The sequence below is a fragment of the Brevibacterium pityocampae genome (genome assembly GCF_039541555.1).
Lineage (GTDB): Bacteria > Actinomycetota > Actinomycetes > Actinomycetales > Brevibacteriaceae > Brevibacterium > Brevibacterium pityocampae.
Map to the genome: position 1 here is coordinate 346,079 of NZ_BAABGL010000006.1, position 18,709 is coordinate 364,787.

Here is an 18,709-nt window from a genome sequence, read left to right on the forward strand (position 1 = left end):
CAGCGGGCGGACCCCGAGGACCTGCGAGAGGTGACGCGGGTCACCGATCGCGGGTTTGCAGTGTACACGAACTGTCAGTCGGCGCGCGGCGGGCGTTCGGATCGTGTGCGCGACCCCACCTGCGGGACGATCGAGATCGCCGAGGTCACCGCACCGAAGAAGCCGAAGCTCCGCTTCGACATCGTCGAGCCGCGCGGAGCCTCGGGGTCCTCGGGATCACGCGGAGCAGGGCCGGGCGCCCACCCGGGAGCGGCGTCCCCGGGGGCGGTGCCGGCGGCCGTGGGGCCGGCATGGCCGGCCGAACCATGGTCGTCGTGGTCACGGCCGTCGGTGTCGTCTTCCGATCCGGGCTGCGCCCGCCGGCCGGTGTAGACCCCGTCCTCGGGTGCCCGATGGCGGATCCGGGAGAGCACGAACAGCGCCGCGCCGAGGGCGAAGACGAGGATCGACACCCAGACGTTGAGGCGGACGCCGAGGATGAGCTCGGCGGTGTCGATGCGCAGCGCCTCGATCCACACGCGGCCGGCGGTGTAGTAACAGATGTAGAGGAAGAACACCTGGCCGTGGCCGAGCGCGAACCGGCGCCCGGCCCAGATCAGGAGGACGAACCCGACGAGGTTCCACAGGGACTCGTAGAGGAAGGTCGGGTGGAACAGGGTGTCGACCGGGAGCGCGGCGTCGGGCCAGTTGGGGTTGGGCGCGCCGTCGATCTCGCGGTCGATCGCCAGCCCCCACGGCAGGGTGGTCGGGGCGCCGAACAGCTCCTGGTTGAACCAGTTGCCCCAGCGGCCGACGGCCTGGGCGAGGATGAGCCCGGGAGCCGCGGCGTCGAGGAACGCGGTGAAGCGGATGCCGTAGTGCCGGCAGACGAAGAAGACGGTGAGGACGCCGAGCGCGACCGCGCCCCAGATGCCGAGCCCGCCGTTCCAGATGTAGAGCGCTGCGACCGGATTCCCGTTCGGCCCGAAGTACGGGTCGGGGGTGGAGAACACGTGGTAGAGCCGGCCGCCGATGATGCCGGCGGGAATCGCCCACATGGCGATGTTCCACAGGTCGTCCTCGGACCCCCCGCGCGCCTGCCAGCGACGGTTCGTCACCCACAGCGCGAGCACGATGCCGAGCAGGATGCACAGCGCGTAGGCGTGGATGGTCAGCGGTCCCAGCGAGAACCCGCTCCACGAGGGCGAGGGGATCGCTGCGAGCACGTCGACGGCCGTTCCGGCGGTGCTCGGCTCAGCCACGGTCGCGCACCCCGGCGGCGAACTCCGCGGCCTGCCGCTCGAGTGCGGCGGTCCCGCCGGAGTCGAGCGCCTTGACGAGCGCGGAGCCGACGATGACCCCGTCGGCGTAGGCCGCGACCTCGGCGGCCTGCTCGCGCGTCGACACGCCGAGTCCCACGCACACGTGCTCGGCGCCGGCCGAGCGGGTGTCGGCGACGAGCTGGGCGGCCGCGGAGCCGACCTCGGCGCGGGTGCCGGTGACGCCCATCGTCGAGGCGGCATAGACGAAGCCGCGCGAGCTGCCGGCGACGTAGGCGAGCCGCTCGGGGCTCGAGGACGGCGCGACGAGGAAGATCCGATCGAGCCCGTGGGCGTCGGAGGCCGCGATCCACTCCCCCGCCTCGTCCGGGACGAGGTCGGGGGTGACGATGCCGCTGCCGCCGGCCGCGGCGAGGTCGCGGGCGAACGCCTCGACCCCGTAGCGCTCGACGATGTTCCAGTACGTCATCGTCACCGCCGCTGCGCCGGCCTCGCGGACGGCCTCGATCGCGGTGAGGACGTCGCGGGTGCGCACCCCGCCGGCGAGCGCGGTGACGCCCGCGGCCTCGATGACCGGGCCGTCCATCCCGGGGTCGCTGTAGGGCATGCCGACCTCGACGATGTCGACGCCGCCGGCGACGAGGGCGCGCATCGCGTCGAGCGAGCCGGGCACGTCGGGATAGCCGACCGGCAGGTAGCCGATGAAGGCGGCGCGGTTCTCCGCCGCGCAGGCGCGGAGCACGGGTGCGGTGCTCATCAGTCCTCCTCGTTGTTCGCGTCGAAGTAGCCGAAGTACTTCCCCGCCGTGTCGACGTCCTTGTCGCCGCGGCCGGACAGGCACACGGCGATGACGGCATCGGGCCCGAGCTCGCGGCCGAGCTGGAGCGCCCCGGCCAGAGCATGGGCGCTCTCGATCGCGGGGATGATGCCCTCGGTGCGGGCGAGCAGCCGGAAGGCCTCCATCGCCTCGGCGTCGGTGATCGCCCGGTACTCGCCCCGGCCGGAGTCGTGGAGCCAAGCGTGCTCGGGACCGACCCCGGGGTAGTCGAGGCCGGCGGAGATCGAATGGCTCTCGATCGTCTGTCCGTCGTCGTCCTGGAGCATCATCGAGCGGGCGCCGTGGAGCACGCCCTCGGTGCCCCGGGTGAGGGACGCGGCGTGGAGCTCTCCCCCGTCGCCGCCGGGCTCGCACCCGACGAGCCGGACCCCGGAGTCGGGGATGAAGGCGTGGAACATGCCCATCGCGTTGGACCCGCCGCCCACACAGGCGGTGACGGCGTCGGGCAGGCGGCCGACGAGCTCCTCGATCTGGGCGCGCGCCTCGAGCCCGATGATCCGCTGGAACTCGCGCACGAGCATGGGGAAGGGGTGCGGGCCGGCGACGGTGCCGAACACGTAGTGGGTGGTGTCGACGCTCGCGACCCAGTCGCGGAAGGTCGCGTTGATCGCGTCCTTGAGGGTGCGGGATCCGGCCTCGACGGCGATGACCTCGGCACCGAGGAGCCGCATCCGGGCGACGTTGAGGGCCTGCCGCTCGGTGTCCTGGGCGCCCATGTAGATCCGGCACTCGAGTCCCATGAGGGCGGCAGCGGTGGCGGTCGCGACGCCGTGCTGGCCGGCCCCGGTCTCCGCGATGAGACGGGTCTTGCCCATCCGCTGTGCGAGCAGCGCCTGCCCGAGGACGTTGTTGATCTTGTGGCTGCCGGTGTGGTTGAGGTCCTCGCGCTTGAGGAGGATCCGGGCACCACCGGCGTGCTCGGCGAAGCGCGGGGCCTCGGTGAGCAGGCTCGGGCGGCCGGTGTAGTCGCGGTGGAGGCGGTGGAGCTCGGCGACGAACCCGGGGTCGACGGTCGCCTTGGCGAAGGCGTCGGTGATCTCGTCGAGGGCGCTGATGAGCGCTTCCGGGATGAAGCGGCCGCCGAACGTCCCGAAGTACGGGCCCTGGGGCAGTTCGGAGGCCGGTGATGAGAACAGCTCGTGGTCCATGAGGTCCTTCGGGATCGGATGCGGCGAGTGGAGCGGCGCGCGGGCGTGCCGGAGGCGGCGGGTGGGGCTCAGCGGTGGGCGGCGACTGCGGCGCGGCCCGCGGCGGTGAACTCCGCGACGGCCTCCTGCGGGCGGCCGCCGGTGACGAGCGCCTCGCCGACGAGCGCGAGGTCGGCCCCGGCGTCGGCGAAGGCGGTGACGTCCCCGGCGTCGGTGACGCCGGATTCGCCGACGAGCACCGCCGCGGGCGGGCAGTCGGCGGCGAGCGGGGCGAACCGCGCGAGATCGACGGTGAGGTCCTTGAGGTTGCGCGTGTTGATGCCGATGAGCGGCGCCTCGAGGGCTGCCGCCGCGGCGACCTCGTCAGGGGTGTGCGCCTCGACGAGCACGGCCATACCGAGCTCGGTGGCGAGACCGTGGAGCTCGGCGAGCTGGGACTCGCTCAGCGCGGCGACGATGAGGAGGACGATGTCGGCGCCGTGGGCGCGGGCCTCGTGGACCTGGTACTCGGTGACGACGAAGTCCTTGCGCAGGAGCGGCACGTCGACCGCGGCGCGCACGGCATCGAGGTCGGCGAGGCTGCCGCCGAAGCGGCGCTCCTCGGTGAGCACGCTGATCGCGGCCGCGCCACCGGCGGCGTACGCGGAGGCGAGGGCGGCCGGGTCCGCGATGTCGGACAGGGCGCCCTTCGAGGGCGAGGACCGCTTGACCTCGGCGATGATGCCGAAATCGCCGGGCGCCCGCGGGAGCAGCGGCCGCACCGGGGCGGCGGCCGCCGCCCGGGCGCGGATCTCGGCCAGGGGGACTGCGGACTCACGCGGCCCGAGGTCCTCGCGGACCCCGGCCACGATGGCGTCGAGCACGGTCACCGGTGGTGGCCCGACTTCTGCTTCCCGCCCTTGCCCGCGGCACGCAGCACGAGGCCGACGATGGGGCCGATGGCACAGACGATGATGCCGGCCCAGAAGACGGTCCAGTTGCCGGCGACGCTGCCGAAGGTGGCGATGATCGCGCCGGCGAAGATGATGAAGACGCCGGTCCAGCCGGCGACGGTGTTGCCGTGTCCGGGATCCTGGACCGCGGTGTAGTCGATGGACGACCGGTCGAGGTCTCCGGTGCCGTCGCGCGCGATGATCTCTGTCATGGTTCTCCTTCTCTGGGGCTGCGTGCCGTCATTGTCTCACGAGGGCGGGCCGGGTCGCGCCCCGACCCGCGATGCGGGATCCGCTCATACGTCCTCCCCGCGGGACAGCGCGTCCCAGGTGCGGGTGGGATCCGCGCCGGGCTCCCCGTCGTCGGCCGCGCTGCTGCGCTCGTAGCGGGCCGAGGCCTGCCAGCGGCCGCTCGCGCGCGTCACCCACGCCGCGACGGCGGCGACCGCGAGACCGAGCACGAGGCCGACGCCGGGCCACGCCGTGTGGGGCCGGTCGGCGAGCATCGTGGCGAGTGCGACACCGGAGTAGCCGAGCGCGGCGAGCACCGCGACGCCGCCGACCACCCAGCGCCCGACCCGTTCGAGGAGGCCGAAGAGGAGCGCGATGACGGCGATGATCGCGGCGCATGAGACGAGCAGCGGGGAGTTCCCGGGCGCCTCGGCGGTCGCCTGGGCGACACCGGGTACCGGGGTGGTGGGGTCCGCGGCGGCGGTGATCCACGTGCGACCGGCGACGATCCACAGGGCGGCCGCGGACACGAGGAGGGCGAGGATGCCGCGCGCCTTCGTCACCGGGGTGCCCCCGCGGTCCGCTCCGGTTCCGTCCCGGGGGTGCGCAGGGTGTGGGCCGCGGCGGCGGCGCGGAGCACCGCGGCGGCCTTGTTCTGCGTCTCGATGTACTCGGTGTCGGGCACGGAGTCGGCGACGATCCCGGCGCCGGCGGACACACTGATCACCCCGGGGCGCATGATGCCGGTGCGGATCGCGATCGCGACGTCGAGGTCGCCCGTGAAGGACAGGTAGCCGACGACCCCGCCGTAGACGCCGCGCGCGGTCGGCTCGAGCCGATCGATGATCTCGAGCGCGCGCGGCTTGGGCGCTCCGGACAGGGTGCCGGCGGGGAAGGTCGCGGCGAGCACATCGACCCCGCCGCAGCGCCGATCGAGGCTGCCGGTGACGGTCGACACGATGTGCATGATGTGGCTGTAGCGCTCGATCTCCATGAACTCGACGACGTCGACGCTGCCGGGTTCGCAGACCTTCGAGAGGTCGTTGCGGGCGAGGTCGACGAGCATGAGGTGCTCGGCGCGCTCCTTCTCGTCCGCGAGCAGGTCGCGGGCGAGCTCGTGGTCCTCCTCCGGCGTCGCCCCGCGCGGCCGGGAGCCGGCGATCGGATGGGTGACGACGTGTCCGGCCTTGACGGTGACGAGCGCCTCGGGCGAGGACCCGACGATGCTCAGCGGCCGCCCGTCGGGGGTCGGGACGTCGAGGAGGTACATGTAGGGGCTCGGATTCGTGGTCCGCAGCATCCGGTAGACGTCGAGCGGGTCGGCATCGCAGGGCGAGTCGAAGCGCTGCCCGAGCACGACCTGGAAGATCTCCCCGTCGACGATCTCCTGCTTGGCGGTGAGCACGGACTCGAGGTACTCCTCGCGCGGGGTGCGCGGCTTGACCTCGGGCTCGAGCGGAGTGTGGACGGCGACGGTCGAGGGGGCCGGGGCGAGCAGGTCGTCGATCATCGCCGCGAGCCGGGCGCGCCCGGTGTCGTAGGCGGCATCGATGCCGGAGTCGCGGCCGTCGACGTTGACGACGTTCGCCACGAGGGTGACCCGGGAGGTCGAGTGGTCGAAGATCGCGACGTCGCCGGGGATCGACAGGCTGAGCTCGGGCACCGCGTCCTCCGGCAGCGGGCCGTGGCCGAGCCGCTCGAAGCGGCGCACGACGTCCCAGCCGAGGTAGCCGACGAGGGACGAGATCATCGGCGGCAGGTCGGGGTGCGGGACGTCGATGTGGAGCAGCTCGAGGGTGGCGCGCAGGGCGGTGAGCGGGTCGCCGCTCGTCGGGGCGCCGGCCGGCGGGGTGCCGAGCCAGGCGACCTCGCCGTCGACCTCGGTGAGGGTGGCGATCGGGTGGCGGCCGATGAAGGAGTAGCGGCTCCACACTCCGCTCGTCGCCGATTCGAGGAGGAGCCCGCCGGGCCGACCGCCGGCGAGCCGGCGGTAGATGCTCAGCGGGGTCTCGGAGTCGGCGAGCACGGTCGTGTACAGGGGCACGAGGCGGTGGTCGGCGCCGAGGGCCCGGAACTCCTCACGCGTCGGGGTGACGGACATCGATCTCCCTCCCGGTGAAGCAGGTGGCGGTGTTCGTGTGGCAGGCCGGGCCGGTCTGGTCGACGGTGAGGAGCACGGTGTCGGCGTCGCAGTCGAGGGCGAGCCCGCGCACGTGCTGGACGTGCCCGGAGGTCTCCCCCTTGACCCAGTACTCGCCCCGCGAGCGCGACCAGTAGGTGGCCCGCCCGGTGGTCGCGGTGCGGCGCAGCGCCTCGGCATCCATCCAGGCGAGCATGAGGACCTCCCGGGTGGTGTGCTCCTGCACGACGACGGGCACCAGGCCGTCGGGGCTGAAGACGACGCCGGGCAGCGCGTCCTCGATGGTCGGCGGTGTCATCGGACCTCGATCCCCTCGGCGCGCAGAGCGTCCTTGACCTCACCGACGGTGAACCGCCCGAAGTGGAACACGCTCGCGGCGAGCACCGCGTCGGCCCCGGCGCGCACGGCCGGCGCGAAGTGCTCGACGGCACCGGCCCCGCCGGAGGCGATGAGCGGCACGTCGACGACGGCGCGGGCGGCGGAGATGAGCTCGAGGTCGAAACCGGCCTTCGTGCCGTCGGCGTCCATGCTGTTGAGGAGGATCTCCCCGGCGCCGAGCTCCGCGGCGCGCCGCGTCCACTCGATCGCGTCGATCCCGGTGCCCCGGCGTCCGCCGTGGGTGGTGACCTCGAAGCCCGAGGGGGTGGGATCCGCCCCGGGCGGGACCCGGCGGGCGTCGAGGGACAGCACGAGCACCTGATTGCCGAACCGGTCGGCGATCTCGGCGAGGAGCTCGGGCCGGGCGACGGCTGCGGTGTTGACCCCGACCTTGTCGGCCCCGGCCCGCAGCAGGCGGTCGACGTCGGCGGTCGAGCGGACTCCCCCGCCGACGGTGAGCGGGATGAACACCTGTTCGGCGCAGCGGCCGACGACGTCGAGGGTCGTCTCCCGGTCGCCGCTCGAGGCGGTGACGTCGAGGAAGGTGAGCTCGTCGGCGCCCTCGGCGTCGTAGCGGTGGGCGAGCTCGACCGGGTCCCCGGCGTCGCGCAGCCCGGTGAAGTTCACTCCCTTGACCACGCGTCCGGCGTCCACATCGAGGCAGGGGATGACCCGTACCGACACTGCCATGGAGCTCCTCACAGTCCGAGGTTGCGGTAGCGCTCGATGCGGCGGTGCCAGCGGCGGTCCGCCGGCTGGCGCATGAGCGCGATGATCTCGTGTTCGAGGGTAGCCGACACGCGGGCGACGAACGCCTCCGGCTCCGCCGCGGCGTCGGGCTCCTCCGCGATGATCCTGTCCGCGACGCCGTCGGCGAGCAGCCGTTCGGCCTGCACGCCCTGCGCCTGGGCCATCTCCGGGGCGTGCTCGGTGTCGCGGTGGACGATCGCCGAGGCGCCCTCGGGCGGGAGCGGGGACAGCCAGCCGTTCTGCGCGGTGAGCACGCGGTCGGCCGGGACGAGCGCGAGCGCTCCTCCGCCGCTGCCCTCGCCCATGATCAGCGACACGGTGGGCGCCTCGAGGGTGATGAGATCGGCGAGCGAGCGGGCGATCTCGCCGGCCAGGCCGCCCTCCTCCGCCTGCTTCGACAGCGCCGCTCCGGGGGTGTCGATGACGGTGACGAGGGGCACGCCGAGCTCGCGGGCGAGCGCCATGCCGCGGCGCGCCTCACGCAGGGCGGCCGGGCCCATGGGCTCGTGGGAGCGCTGCCGGTAGCGGTCCTGCCCGAGCACGATGCACGGCGCGCTGCCGAACTTCGCGGTCGCGAGCAGCAGGCCGGGGTCCTTCTCCCCCTGGCTGGTGCCGTTGAGCGGCAGCACGTGGGTGGCGCCGTGGCGCAGCAGCTCGCGCACGCCGGGGCGCTCGGGGTTGCGGGAGGCCGTGATGATGTCCCAGGCCCGGGTGCCGGACGGAGCGGGGTCGGGCGCGGTCTCGGGGTCCGGCACGGGGGCGGGCACCTCGCGGCTGCCCATGAGGACGTCGAGCACCTTCGCGACGGTGTCGGCGATCCGCTCGGGACCGATCACGGCGTCGATGATGCCGAGCCGGTGGAGGTTCTCCCCGGTCTGCACGCCGGTGGGGAACTCGCGGCCGTAGAGCTGCTCGAACACGCGCGGGCCGAGGAAGCCGATGAGCGCGCCGGGTTCGGCGACGGTGAAGTGGCCGAGCGAGCCCCAGGAGGCGAACACGCCGCCGGTGGTGGGGTGGCGGAGGTAGACGAGGAAGGGCAGGCCGGACTGCTTGTGGGCCATGACGGCCGCGGTGATCTTGACCATGGAGAGGAAGGCGACCGTGCCCTCCTGCATCCGGGTGCCGCCGGAGGCGGGCCCGGCGAGCAGCGGCAGCCCCTCGGCGGTGGCCCGCTCGATCGCGGACACGAGCCGCTCGGCGGCGGCGACGCCGATCGAGCCGGCGAGGAACCGGAACTCGCAGGCGACGACGGCGACGCGGCGGCCGCGCACGAGTCCCTCACCGGTGATGACCGCCTCGTCGACGCCGGACTTCCGAGCCGCCCGGCCGAGCTCGGCGGCGTAGTCCGCGTCGATCCCGGCGGCCGGGGTGACAGGGGTGGTGTCCCAGCTCGTGTAGGTCCCGGGGTCGACGACGAGGTCGATGAGCCCGCGGGCGTCGAGTCGCTGTGCCATGGCCCTCAGCCCTCGAGCCAGGAGCGGATGACGGCGTCGTGCTCGCCGAGCAGCGGCGGCGCGAGGTGCTCGGTGACGGTGGTCTCCGTCTCCCCGGCGGCGTCGGCGTCGAAGAACCGGACCGGGGGCCCGGGCAGGTCCATCGGGCCGACGACGGGATGGTCGACGGTGATCTTGAGGCCCTGGGACAGCGCCTGCTCCCAGTCGTAGACCTCGGGCAGGGTGCGGACGATCCCGGCGGGGATGCCGGCGGCGGCGAGCTTCTCGAGCAGCGCCGCGGACTCGTAGGCGGCGAACACGTCCTCGATCGCGGCGGTGACGGCCGGCCGGTTCGTCACCCGCTCGGAGTTCGTCGCCATCCCCGGGGCGGCGGGGTCGAGGTCGAAGGCGGCGCAGAAGCGCTGCCACAGGCCCTCGTTGCCGACGGAGATCTGCACAGCACCCCCGTCGCAGTGGAACAGGCCGTAGGGCGAGAGCGAGGGGTGGTGGTTGCCGCCGGGGCGCGGGTCCTCGCCGGCGACGGTGGCGCGGGTGCCCTGGAAGGCGTGGACGCCGACCATGCCGGCGATGAGCGAGGTGCGCACCACCTTGCCGCGGCCGGTGCGCTCGCGCTCGAGGAGGGCGGCGAGGACGCCGTAGGCGCCGTAGATGCCGGCGAGCAGGTCCGCGATCGGGACGCCGACCTTCTGCATGTCGTCGGGTCCGGAGCCGGTGAGCGACATCAGGCCGGCCTCGCCCTGCGCGATCTGGTCGTAGCCGGCGCGCTGCGCCTCGGGCCCGTCGTGGCCGAAGCCCGTGATCGAGAGGATGACGAGGCGCGGGTTGATCTCGAGGCAGGTCGCGGTCGAGAAGCCGAGCCGGTCGAGCACGCCGCCGCGGAAGTTCTCGACGAGGACGTCGGCGCGGGCGATGAGGGCGCGCAGGGTGGCCTTCCCGTCCTCGCTCTTGAGGTCGAGCGCGATCGACTCCTTGTTGCGGTTGCAGGAGAAGAAGTAGGTGGCCTGCGGGTCGTCGGCGGGCCCCACGAAGGGCGGCCCCCAGGAGCGGGAGTCGTCGCCGGAGGCGGGGTTCTCGACCTTGATGACGCGGGCGCCGAGGTCGCCGAACAGCTGCCCTGCGTGGGGGCCGGCGAGCGCGCGGGACAGGTCGACGACCGTGTACCCGGACAGGGCGCCGGCGGTGCGGGGATTGGGCGTGGGTCGGGACATGGCTGCCTTCCGGTGGGAGGGTCCGCGCGCGGCCTCAGTTGTCGGGGCCGTCGGGGGTTCCGTACGTGTCCACGAGTCTACGCAATCGGCCCGCGGCGGCGAATCCGCGGGCGCCGTCGGCGGTCTGGATCGCCATCACCGCATACGTGGTGCCGTCGGCGAGGTCGAGCAGCGGCCACGGCTGTCCGCTCGTCGTCGAGTAGCTCACGCCGATGATCTCCGGCCAGGTGAAGGTCCGGGTGCGCACGATGTTGCGGACGGTGAGCGATGCGGGGGTCGCGATCGCGCGCACCGAGCCGAGGCGCCACAGGATCGCGGCGAAGAGGACGCCGAGGGCGATGAGCCAGATGTGGTCGACCGGCTTCCATGCGTCCCAGCCGATCGTGCCCAGCCCGTAGGACAGGGCGATGAAGGCGGCGAGGACCGCGACCGCGGCCACCAGTGTCAGGGGCCGCAGCACGTAGGGGCGGAAGACCTCACATCCGGCAGGCATCGATCGCGGTCACGAGGATCGCCCGTGCCCCGGCCGAGTACAGCCGGTCCATGATCTTGTGGGAGTCCTTCTTCTCGACCATCGAACGCACGGCCGACCATGCGGGGTCGTTGAGCTGGGAGACCGTGGGGCTCTCGTAGCCCGGGGTCACCGCGATCGCATCGGCGAGCAGCTCGGTGCGGATGTCGTAGTCGATGAGCACGTAGGAGCGGGCGACCATGACGGACTGCATGCGCCGGATGAAGACGTCCGCCCCCGGCTTGGTGACCTCGCCGCGGGCGATGAGCACGCCCTCGGACATGAGGATCGGCTCGCCGAAGGTCTCGAGGCCGGCCATCCGCAGGGTGGTGCCGGTCTCGACGACGTCGGCGATCGCATCGGCGACTCCGAGCTCGATCGACACCTCGACGGCGCCGTCGAGCTTGACGGTGGTCGCCTCGATGCCGCGGCGGGCGAGGTCCTGGTCGACGAGCACGGGGTAGCTCGTGGCGATGGTCTTCCCGGCGAGCTCGGCGGGGTCGGAGTAGGTGCCCTCCTCCGCCGCGTAGTGGAAGGCGGAGCGGCCGAAGCCGAGCTGCATGACCTCGTCGGCCTCCGCCTCGGACTCCAGCAGCAGGTCGCGCCCGGTGATCCCGATGTCGAGGATGCCGCGGCCGATGTAGGTCGCGATGTCACGGGGCCGCAGGTAGAAGAACTCGATGTCGTTGTCGATGTCGCGATGGACGAGGCGCTTGGAGTTGAGCCGCAGGGAGTAGCCGGCCTCCCGCAGCATCGTCGTGGCCGATTCCGACAGCGCGCCCTTGTTGGGCACTGCGACACGGAGCATGATGTCCTTTCGAGGATCCGGGATTCAGAGCTTGCGGTAGACGTCGTCGAGCGTGAGGCCGCGGGCGATCATCATGACCTGGAGGTGGTAGAGGGCCTGCGAGATCTCCTCGGCGAGCTCCTCGTCGGTCTGGTACTCGGCGGCCATCCACACCTCGGCGGCCTCCTCGACGACCTTCTTGCCGATCGCGTGGACCCCGGCGTCGAGCTCGGCGACGGTGGCGGATCCGGCCGGTCGGGCGGCGGCCTTGGCGGTGAGTTCGGCGAACAGCTCTTCGAAGGTCTTCACGGTGTCCCAGCCTAGTGCATGGGCGGGCGCGCGCCGGGGCCCGTCCGCACCTCGGGAACGTGACCTCGCTCGCTCAATCGGGGCGGCCGGTCACCGTCTGGGACTGGGCGATCGGCGAGGAGATCGTCTGCCGGGAGCGCTTCGCCCAGTCGATGATCCCGACGACCACCATGATGAGGAAGATGAAGTAGACGATGCCGGAGAAGGCCAGCCCGCCCATGATCGCCAGCGGGATGCCGACGAGGTCGACGGCGAGCCAGACGAACCAGAACTCGACGATCGCGCGGCCCTGGGCGTACATCGCGACGAGCGAGCCGACGAAGATGTAGGCGTCCGGGTAGGGGTTCCACGACCAGCCGCCGGCGGAGAGCACCGCGCCGAAGGCGACGGTGCCGACGAGCAGCGCGAGGACGAGGAGGATCCGCTCCTTCCACGTCGCCCAACGGACCTGGATCTCACCGGTCTGCTCACGCGAGCGCTTCCACTGGCTCCAGCCCCAGATCGCGGCGACGATGATGACGACCTGGCGGGAGGCGTTGCCGCCGAGACCGGCGGAGACGCTCGCGGAGAACAGGAGGATCGAGCCGAGGATCTGCACCGGCCAGGACAGGATGTTCCGGCGCAGCGCGAGGAACACCGTGGCGAGCGCACAGATGTTGCCGAGGAAGTCCGACCACGGGACGGGATTGCCCAGCAGCTCGAAGATCGGCGTGTTGAGCCAGGTGAAGATCTCCATGGAATCCCCTCGGGTCAGTGCGCGTGGGCGGCGGCGCGGGTGCGGAGCTCGTCGATGGCGGCGGCCGGGCTGTCCGCGCCGTAGACGGCCGAGCCGGCGACGAGCACGTTCGCGCCGGCGTCGACGACGCGGTCGACGGTCGCGGCGGACACTCCCCCGTCGACCTGGAGGAGGATGTCGAGGCCGGAGGCGCTGATCGCCTCGCGGGTGCGGCGGATCTTCGGCAGGCACACGTCGAGGAAGGACTGGCCGCCGAACCCGGGCTCGACGGTCAAGATGAGGATCTGGTCGAACTCGCCGAGGAGGTCGACGTAGGGCTCGATCGGGGTCGCCGGCTTGAGGGCGAGGCTCGCCTTCGCGCCGAGGCGCCGGATCTCCCGGGCCAGCCGGACCGGGGCGGCGGCGGCCTCGGCGTGGAAGGTCACCGAGGCGCAGCCGAGCTCCGCGTAGACGGGTGCGTGGCGATCGGCGTCGGCGATCATGAGGTGCGCGTCGAGCGGGATCGGGGACACGGCGCGGATCCGCTCGACCACCGGCGGGCCGAAGGTGAGGTTCGGCACGAAGTGGTTGTCCATGACGTCGACGTGGGCCATGTCGGCGTTCGCGATCGCGGCGAGCTCGCCGCGCAGGTCGGCGAAGTCGCAGGACAGGATGCTCGGATTGATGTGGATGGTCACGGGGGAATCCTACTTCTTCCGCATCAGGGCGAGGAACATGCCGTCGGTTCCGTGGACGTCGGGCCACAGCTGCGCGCAGCGGCCCCCGGCCACCGGTGCGGAGGCGAACTCCTCGGCCGGGCGGCCGGTGACCTCGGCGAGCACCTGGGCGGCGTCGAGCATCTCGACGGCGGAGGGCTCCGCGGCGGCGAGCTCTTCGACGACGAGCAGGGTCTCGACGTGGTGGGGCGAGCAGGTGGTGTAGGCGATGACGCCGCCGGGCATCGCGGCGCTGATCGCGGCGGCGAGGAGCTCGCGCTGGATGGGCCCGAGGGTGTTGACGTCCTTCGGGGTGCGGCGCCAGCGGGCCTCGGGCCGGCGGCGCAGCGCACCGAGGCCGGAGCAGGGCACGTCGACGAGGACGCGGGTGAACTGCTCGGCGTGGTCGGTGCCGAACTCGCGCCCGTCGGCGGCGAACACCTCGACGACCTCGGACAGTGCCCGGGTCGAGTCCTCGACGAGGTCGGCCCGGTGGTCGGAGGTGTCGACGGCGATGACGCGGTCACCGGTGCCCGCGGCTACCGCGCCGAGCACGGCGGTCTTGCCGCCGGGTCCGGCGCACAGGTCGAGCCACGCCCCGGCGGGCGCCTCGGGCCGGGTGAGTGCGAGGGCGACGAGCTGGGAGCCCTCGTCCTGCACCCGGGCGGTGCCCTCGCGCACCTCGGGCACGTCGAGCGGGGCGCCGTGGTCGAGGTGCACGCCGAGGGGCGAGAGCGGGGTCGGGGTGCCGACCCGGTCGGCGACGTCGGCGCGGTCGGCGACACCGGGCAGGACGCTCAGGCAGACCTTGGCCGGGGCGTTGTCGGCATCGAGCACCGCGCGCAGCTCACCGGCGTCGCGGCCGTGGGCGACGAGCGCCTGGCGCAGGGCACGGATGATCCAGGCCGGGTGGGAGGTCGCGATCTCGAGCTCCCGGGTGGGATCGACGTCCGCGGTGACGGTGTCGAGCCATTCCTCGCGGGTGCGCTCGGAGATGCGCCGGAGGACGGCGTTGACGAATCCGCCGGCCCGGACGTCGTGGTGGGCCTTGACGACGCCGACGGTCTCGGACACCGCGGCGTGGTCGGCGACGCGCATATTCAGCAGCTGGTGGGCGCCCATCCGCATCGCGGCGCGCACGGGCGGGTCGATGTCGGCGGCGGGGCGGCCGGCGGCGACGGTGATGATCGCGTCGTAGAGGCCGATGCCGCGCAGCGTGCCGTAGGTCAGCTCGGTGGCGAGGGCGGCGTCGGGGCCGGTGAGGCGGGTGCGGGCGAGTTTGCCGGGCAGCAGGAGGTTGGCGTAGGCATCCTCGAGCTCGACGTCACGCAGCACCTCCCAGGCCAGGGTCCGCGGGAGGTCGGCGCGCGGCGGGCGCGGCTGACGGGGCCCCCGACGGTCGTGGTCGCGGGGCCCTGAGCCCCGGCGGTCGTGGTGGTGGGGGCCTGAGTCACGAGGGCCGGAGGTGCGGCGGTCGTGGCGCGGCCGATCATCGCCCTGCCTGTCACGGGGCTGCCGGTCGTCTCGCTGCCGGTCGCGGGGCTGACGGTCGTGGTGCTGCCGGTCGTGGTTCTTGGATTCGTCCGATGTCACGGGGTCTCCTCGAGGTCGAAGTCGATGTCGCCGTGGCCGCGATGGAAGTCGAGCGCGGACATGCGGGGCTTGCCGAAGGGCTGGATCCCGGTGACGGACACGGCGCCGTCGCCGGTGCCGATGACGACGGCGTCCCCGCGCCGGGTCAGCCGGCCGGGCGGGAGGTCAGCCGAGGGGCCTGCCGGAGCCCCCGGCCGAGGATCCGTCCGGGGATCTGTCGGAGGTTCGGTCTGAGGGTCCGTCGGAGAGCCCGTCTGGGGGTCCGTCGGAGGCGCAGTCCGGGGGTCCGTGGGGGCGGTGTGATCGGAGCTGCCGCTGCGGTGGACCCGGACGCCGAAGAGCTTGGTCCGCTTCCCATCGATGAGAGCCCAGGCGCCGGGCTGCGGGGTGACTCCGCGGGCGCGGGCGGACACCTCGGGCGCGGAGGCGCGGAAGTCGAGGCGCGCCTCGTCCGGGGTGATCTTGTCCGCGTGGGAGGACTCCCCCGCCTGCGGCCGGTAGTCCGCGGTGCCGGCGGCGACGGCGTCGAGCGCGGCGACGAGCACGGGTGCACCGCGCTCGGCGTAGTCGTCGAGGACAGCACCGGCGTCGGCCTCCGGGAGCTCGAAGGCGGCCTGGGCGACGACGTCTCCGGTGTCCATGCCGGTGTCGATCCGGAACACGGTGACACCGGAGCCGGTCTGCCGGGCCATGATCGCGCGCTGCACGGGTGCCGCACCCCGCCAGGCCGGGAGCAGGGAGAAGTGGAGGTTGAACCAGCCGTGGGCGGCCGCGGCGAGGGCGCGTGGGCCGGCGATCGCGCCGTAGGCGACCACGGCGACGGCGTCCGGGGCGAGGGATTCGATCTCGGTGAGGATGTCGCCGCGCAGCCGGTCGGCCTCGAGGACCGGGATCCCGGCGGCCTGCGCGCGGACCTTGACCGGGCTGGGGGTGAGAACGCGCTTGCGGCCGACAGGCGCATCGGGCCGAGTGAGCACGGCGACGACCTCGTGCTCGGAGGCGAGCAGCGCCTCGAGGGAGGGCACGGCGACGTGGGGGGTTCCGGCGAAGATCAGTCTCACGAGGATCCAGTCTACGGCGCGGGGCGTGCGCGCCGGTACGGCAGTGCGATCGAGGTGCACCGGGGTGGGTCCGCCCGGTCACGACTGCGTCATCCGACTCCGTGCGCCAGCGGGACGTCGACGATCTCGCGGTTCCGCGGCAGGGATCCCCGGAAGGTCATCGGCACCGCGTTCGCGCCCTCGATGTGCGTGCCGTCGATCGCCTGGATGTGCAGATGGGGTTCAGTGCTGTTGCCCGAGTTCCCGCACCGGCCGATGAGCTCGCCGGCGCGCACGTGCTGCCCCGTCCGGACAGCAGCACTCCCCAGCTGCAGATGGCAGAGCGCGACGACGATGCCCCCGCGTTCGATGAACACGTGGTTCCCCGCAAGTGCCGTCCACCCCGCCGCGACTCGACGTGGCTGGGTCAGCGCATAGCCGATCGACGGCAGGCCGCGGTGAGCCCGATGGTCGGGCTCCGCATCATGCACCGCGACCACAGCACCATCGGCAGGGGCGAGGATCGGCCGACCGAAACCCGGGAAGCGCTCCGGGGGCTCCGGTCGGACGAGCCCGCTGAACGTGATCGGAGCAGTGCGCGAATCCTCCCCGACCGGCACGAAATCGATCGCATGCGATGTGGCGAACCGATGGGTGCCATGGCTGGGAATCCTGTCGGCCGGGCTGTTCTGGACGAGCCAGCGGCCGGAGAACGGATAGTCGAGATCGATGCCGGATGACATACAGGACTCCCTTTCGTGCGCCGCGACCGCTCCACATGCGTCGATAGATCCACGTGAGCCAATCGGCGCACGCGCGTTGACAGAGCCACGTTCGTCGACTGATCTGCTTGCATCCACAGCGGCGATCGTCTGCGGGGCCTCGGGAGTCGCACTGGGACAAGCCCTCACTCGATTCTCTCACGTCGGAGCTCCGGTTCCAGGGGATCAGGCACTGGAAAGTGTCGTCGCCCGGTCCATCCCGGAAGAGCGGCGGTGATCCGAGGGCGCTGTCCCCAGAAGAGCACTGTCTTTGGAGGGGCGGTGGCTCTCACAAGGGCTGCGGGTCACTGATGGGCTGCGGGCCTCACATGGGCGGTGGCTCTCATAAGATCGGCGGGTCTCAGAAGGGCGGCGGGTCGTCGTCGGCGTGCCACCAGGGGTCGCTGCCACCGGCGGGAGGACCGGTCGATGCCTCGGTCGCACTCCCGGTGTCGGTATCGTTTGCGAGTCGCTCGACCGCCGGCGTTCTCATCACCGATCCCCCAGCGGACCGATCTGCACTGGCCGATCGTCCGGTGACTGACCCTCCGGAGACCGACACACCCAGGACAGTCGCTCCGGAACCGGTCTCCGCGTGCGCTGCGCCACTGTTCCTGCGGTCGGGCTGGCAGTCTGTCGCAACGCCGGTGTGCGCGAAGCGATCGCTCTTCCTGCTGTTCGCAGTTGTGCTGTCGACGGACGCGGCGGGTTGCGGCCGGGTGGAATCCGGCCGGGGGTCGGCCGACTCGGTGTCATCGATATCAGACTGGGGCGCCTTCTCCCAGCACTCCCAGGGATCGATGACGACAGAAGCACGAGAGCTGCGCGACGCGGTGCCGTCCGGTTCGCGGTCCGGCGGGCCGTCATCAGGGTCACGCGGGGGTCCGCCATCGGGACGATCCGGTGGGTCGTCATCGGGGTCGTCCGGTGTTCCGGTGCTCGGGCCGTCGGGTGGCCTCTCTTGGGATGTGCTCCGTGGCGGGTCGGGGTCGTCGGAGTCGGTCAGGCCGAGGAGGCGGCGGGTGAGGCGCGCAGCCTCGCGATCGGCGGGCCTGTCAGCCGGTGTGGTGGTGTGGGTGATGCCGTGGGCGAATTGCCAGCAGATGAGTCCGTCGGTGGTGCGGTGCAGGCGCAGGGTCCGCTCGGTCTTCATCTGGTGGTGCTGTTTGCACAGGGGGTGGAGGTTGTCGAAGTCCGTCCGCCCGCCACGAGCAGGAGCGGCGTGGTCGAAGGGGGTGATGTGGTCGGCTTCGCTGGTCTCGGCCCGCCGCGTGCAGCCCGGGGCGGTGCACCAGGCCCAGGTCTGGTTCAGCGTGGTGCGCATTCCGGCCGGCAGCGTGTAGGACTGTGCGATCTCGGGGCAGATGGCGCCGGTGGTGGGGTCGGTGAGGATGCGGGTGAATTTCTCCGACCCGGCGGCGAGTCTGCGGGCGAGGTCGGCGGGGATGGGGGTGCCGTCGGACCAGGTGCCGGGCAGTGTGGCGTGTCCGGTGAGGGTGAGGAAGGGGACGGTGATGACGACGGTGGCCTGTCTGCGCAGCCAGTCCTGATTCGACGGACACGTCACCGTGACATATTGCCGCACGCGCCCGTCCGGGCCTGCTTCACCTGCATCGGTATCACCGGTGGAGGGGAAGAGTCCTGGATTCGGATCTGCGGTACTCCCCTCAGCAGTGAACGCGCCTGCGTCCTGACTACTGCCGCCGTCACCGCCGCCGCCCTCCTCGGAGGCGGTGGTGGTGTTGGGGGTGGTGATCTCGATGTCGGTGCTCGGGGCGGTGGCGGTGAGGAGGTCGAACATCAGCTGCGGGATGGTGCGATCGTCTGCGATCTGCGCCCCGGCCGGCAGCTGCTCGCCGAACGTCGAGGCGTGGGCGGCCCGGATCGCGCGGGCGGTGGCCTCGAGGCGGCGGTGCAGGGCGTGCAGGGGCTCGAGGGG

Annotated in this window: 20 protein-coding genes; all 20 read right to left on the reverse strand. The window is 72.5% G+C overall.

From position 1 onward, the window contains the following. Positions 1-74 precede the first annotated feature (74 nt). Positions 75-1,241 carry a prolipoprotein diacylglyceryl transferase gene (gene lgt, locus ABD883_RS07655; RefSeq protein WP_295688896.1) on the reverse strand — a complete coding sequence of 389 codons (1,167 nt, stop codon included), beginning with the start codon at positions 1,239-1,241 and terminating at the stop codon, positions 75-77. Then, entirely contained in the window at positions 1,234-2,016 is a 783-nt protein-coding gene (gene trpA / locus ABD883_RS07660; RefSeq protein WP_247424860.1) for a tryptophan synthase subunit alpha, read from the reverse strand. Before trpA ends, lgt begins: the two co-directional genes overlap by 8 nt. After that, positions 2,016-3,245 carry a tryptophan synthase subunit beta gene (gene trpB / locus ABD883_RS07665; protein ID WP_295688898.1) on the reverse strand — a complete coding sequence of 410 codons (1,230 nt, stop codon included), beginning with the start codon at positions 3,243-3,245 and terminating at the stop codon, positions 2,016-2,018. Before trpB ends, trpA begins: the two co-directional genes overlap by 1 nt. Positions 3,246-3,313: 68 nt before the next feature. Beyond that, positions 3,314-4,114 carry an indole-3-glycerol phosphate synthase TrpC gene (gene trpC / locus ABD883_RS07670; protein WP_137319791.1) on the reverse strand — a complete coding sequence of 267 codons (801 nt, stop codon included), beginning with the start codon at positions 4,112-4,114 and terminating at the stop codon, positions 3,314-3,316. Beyond that, complete coding sequence (locus ABD883_RS07675) at positions 4,111-4,389, reverse strand: HGxxPAAW family protein (RefSeq protein WP_137319792.1); 279 nt, start codon at positions 4,387-4,389, stop codon at positions 4,111-4,113. Before ABD883_RS07675 ends, trpC begins: the two co-directional genes overlap by 4 nt. A gap of 84 nt (positions 4,390-4,473) precedes the next feature. Then, entirely contained in the window at positions 4,474-4,971 is a 498-nt protein-coding gene (locus ABD883_RS07680; protein WP_137319793.1) for a Trp biosynthesis-associated membrane protein, read from the reverse strand. Beyond that, positions 4,968-6,509, reverse strand: a complete 1,542-nt coding sequence (locus ABD883_RS07685) for an anthranilate synthase component I (RefSeq protein WP_345031144.1) — start codon at positions 6,507-6,509, stop codon at positions 4,968-4,970. The genes ABD883_RS07680 and ABD883_RS07685 overlap by 4 nt, the downstream gene beginning before the upstream one ends. Further along, entirely contained in the window at positions 6,487-6,846 is a 360-nt protein-coding gene (hisI, locus tag ABD883_RS07690) for a phosphoribosyl-AMP cyclohydrolase (RefSeq protein WP_137319795.1), read from the reverse strand. Before hisI ends, ABD883_RS07685 begins: the two co-directional genes overlap by 23 nt. Then, the gene (gene hisF / locus ABD883_RS07695; protein ID WP_345031146.1) at positions 6,843-7,616 is read right to left on the reverse strand and encodes an imidazole glycerol phosphate synthase subunit HisF; all 774 of its coding nucleotides are present in this window, start codon (positions 7,614-7,616) and stop codon (positions 6,843-6,845) included. Before hisF ends, hisI begins: the two co-directional genes overlap by 4 nt. Before the next feature lie 8 nt (positions 7,617-7,624). Next, the gene (locus ABD883_RS07700; RefSeq protein WP_247424869.1) at positions 7,625-9,130 is read right to left on the reverse strand and encodes an acetyl-CoA carboxylase carboxyltransferase subunit alpha/beta; all 1,506 of its coding nucleotides are present in this window, start codon (positions 9,128-9,130) and stop codon (positions 7,625-7,627) included. Between the two features lie 5 nt (positions 9,131-9,135). Further along, complete coding sequence (locus tag ABD883_RS07705; protein ID WP_137319798.1) at positions 9,136-10,338, reverse strand: CaiB/BaiF CoA transferase family protein; 1,203 nt, start codon at positions 10,336-10,338, stop codon at positions 9,136-9,138. Positions 10,339-10,372: 34 nt separating this feature from the next. Further along, positions 10,373-10,831 (reverse strand): PH domain-containing protein, encoded by a 459-nt coding sequence (locus ABD883_RS07710; protein WP_247424874.1) that lies wholly within the window; start codon positions 10,829-10,831, stop codon positions 10,373-10,375. Beyond that, the gene (gene hisG / locus ABD883_RS07715; RefSeq protein ID WP_137319800.1) at positions 10,815-11,657 is read right to left on the reverse strand and encodes an ATP phosphoribosyltransferase; all 843 of its coding nucleotides are present in this window, start codon (positions 11,655-11,657) and stop codon (positions 10,815-10,817) included. The genes ABD883_RS07710 and hisG overlap by 17 nt, the downstream gene beginning before the upstream one ends. 24 nt (positions 11,658-11,681) lie before the next feature. After that, a complete protein-coding gene (locus tag ABD883_RS07720; protein WP_137319801.1) occupies positions 11,682-11,945 on the reverse strand; it encodes a phosphoribosyl-ATP diphosphatase in 264 nt (87 codons plus the stop codon). A gap of 73 nt (positions 11,946-12,018) precedes the next feature. Continuing rightward, the gene (locus ABD883_RS07725; protein WP_137319802.1) at positions 12,019-12,681 is read right to left on the reverse strand and encodes a nicotinamide mononucleotide transporter family protein; all 663 of its coding nucleotides are present in this window, start codon (positions 12,679-12,681) and stop codon (positions 12,019-12,021) included. A gap of 14 nt (positions 12,682-12,695) precedes the next feature. After that, entirely contained in the window at positions 12,696-13,358 is a 663-nt protein-coding gene (gene rpe, locus ABD883_RS07730) for a ribulose-phosphate 3-epimerase (protein WP_345031153.1), read from the reverse strand. Positions 13,359-13,367: 9 nt separating this feature from the next. Continuing rightward, the gene (locus ABD883_RS07735; protein WP_345031176.1) at positions 13,368-14,723 is read right to left on the reverse strand and encodes an RsmB/NOP family class I SAM-dependent RNA methyltransferase; all 1,356 of its coding nucleotides are present in this window, start codon (positions 14,721-14,723) and stop codon (positions 13,368-13,370) included. A 242-nt stretch (positions 14,724-14,965) separates the two neighbouring features. Continuing rightward, the gene (locus ABD883_RS07740; protein WP_137319805.1) at positions 14,966-16,030 is read right to left on the reverse strand and encodes a methionyl-tRNA formyltransferase; all 1,065 of its coding nucleotides are present in this window, start codon (positions 16,028-16,030) and stop codon (positions 14,966-14,968) included. Positions 16,031-16,119: 89 nt separating this feature from the next. Then, a complete protein-coding gene (locus ABD883_RS07745) occupies positions 16,120-16,752 on the reverse strand; it encodes a M23 family metallopeptidase (RefSeq protein WP_137320486.1) in 633 nt (210 codons plus the stop codon). Between the two features lie 379 nt (positions 16,753-17,131). After that, positions 17,132-18,709: HNH endonuclease signature motif containing protein (locus ABD883_RS07750; RefSeq protein ID WP_345031159.1), on the reverse strand; the 1,578-nt coding region annotated here is incomplete at its 5' end.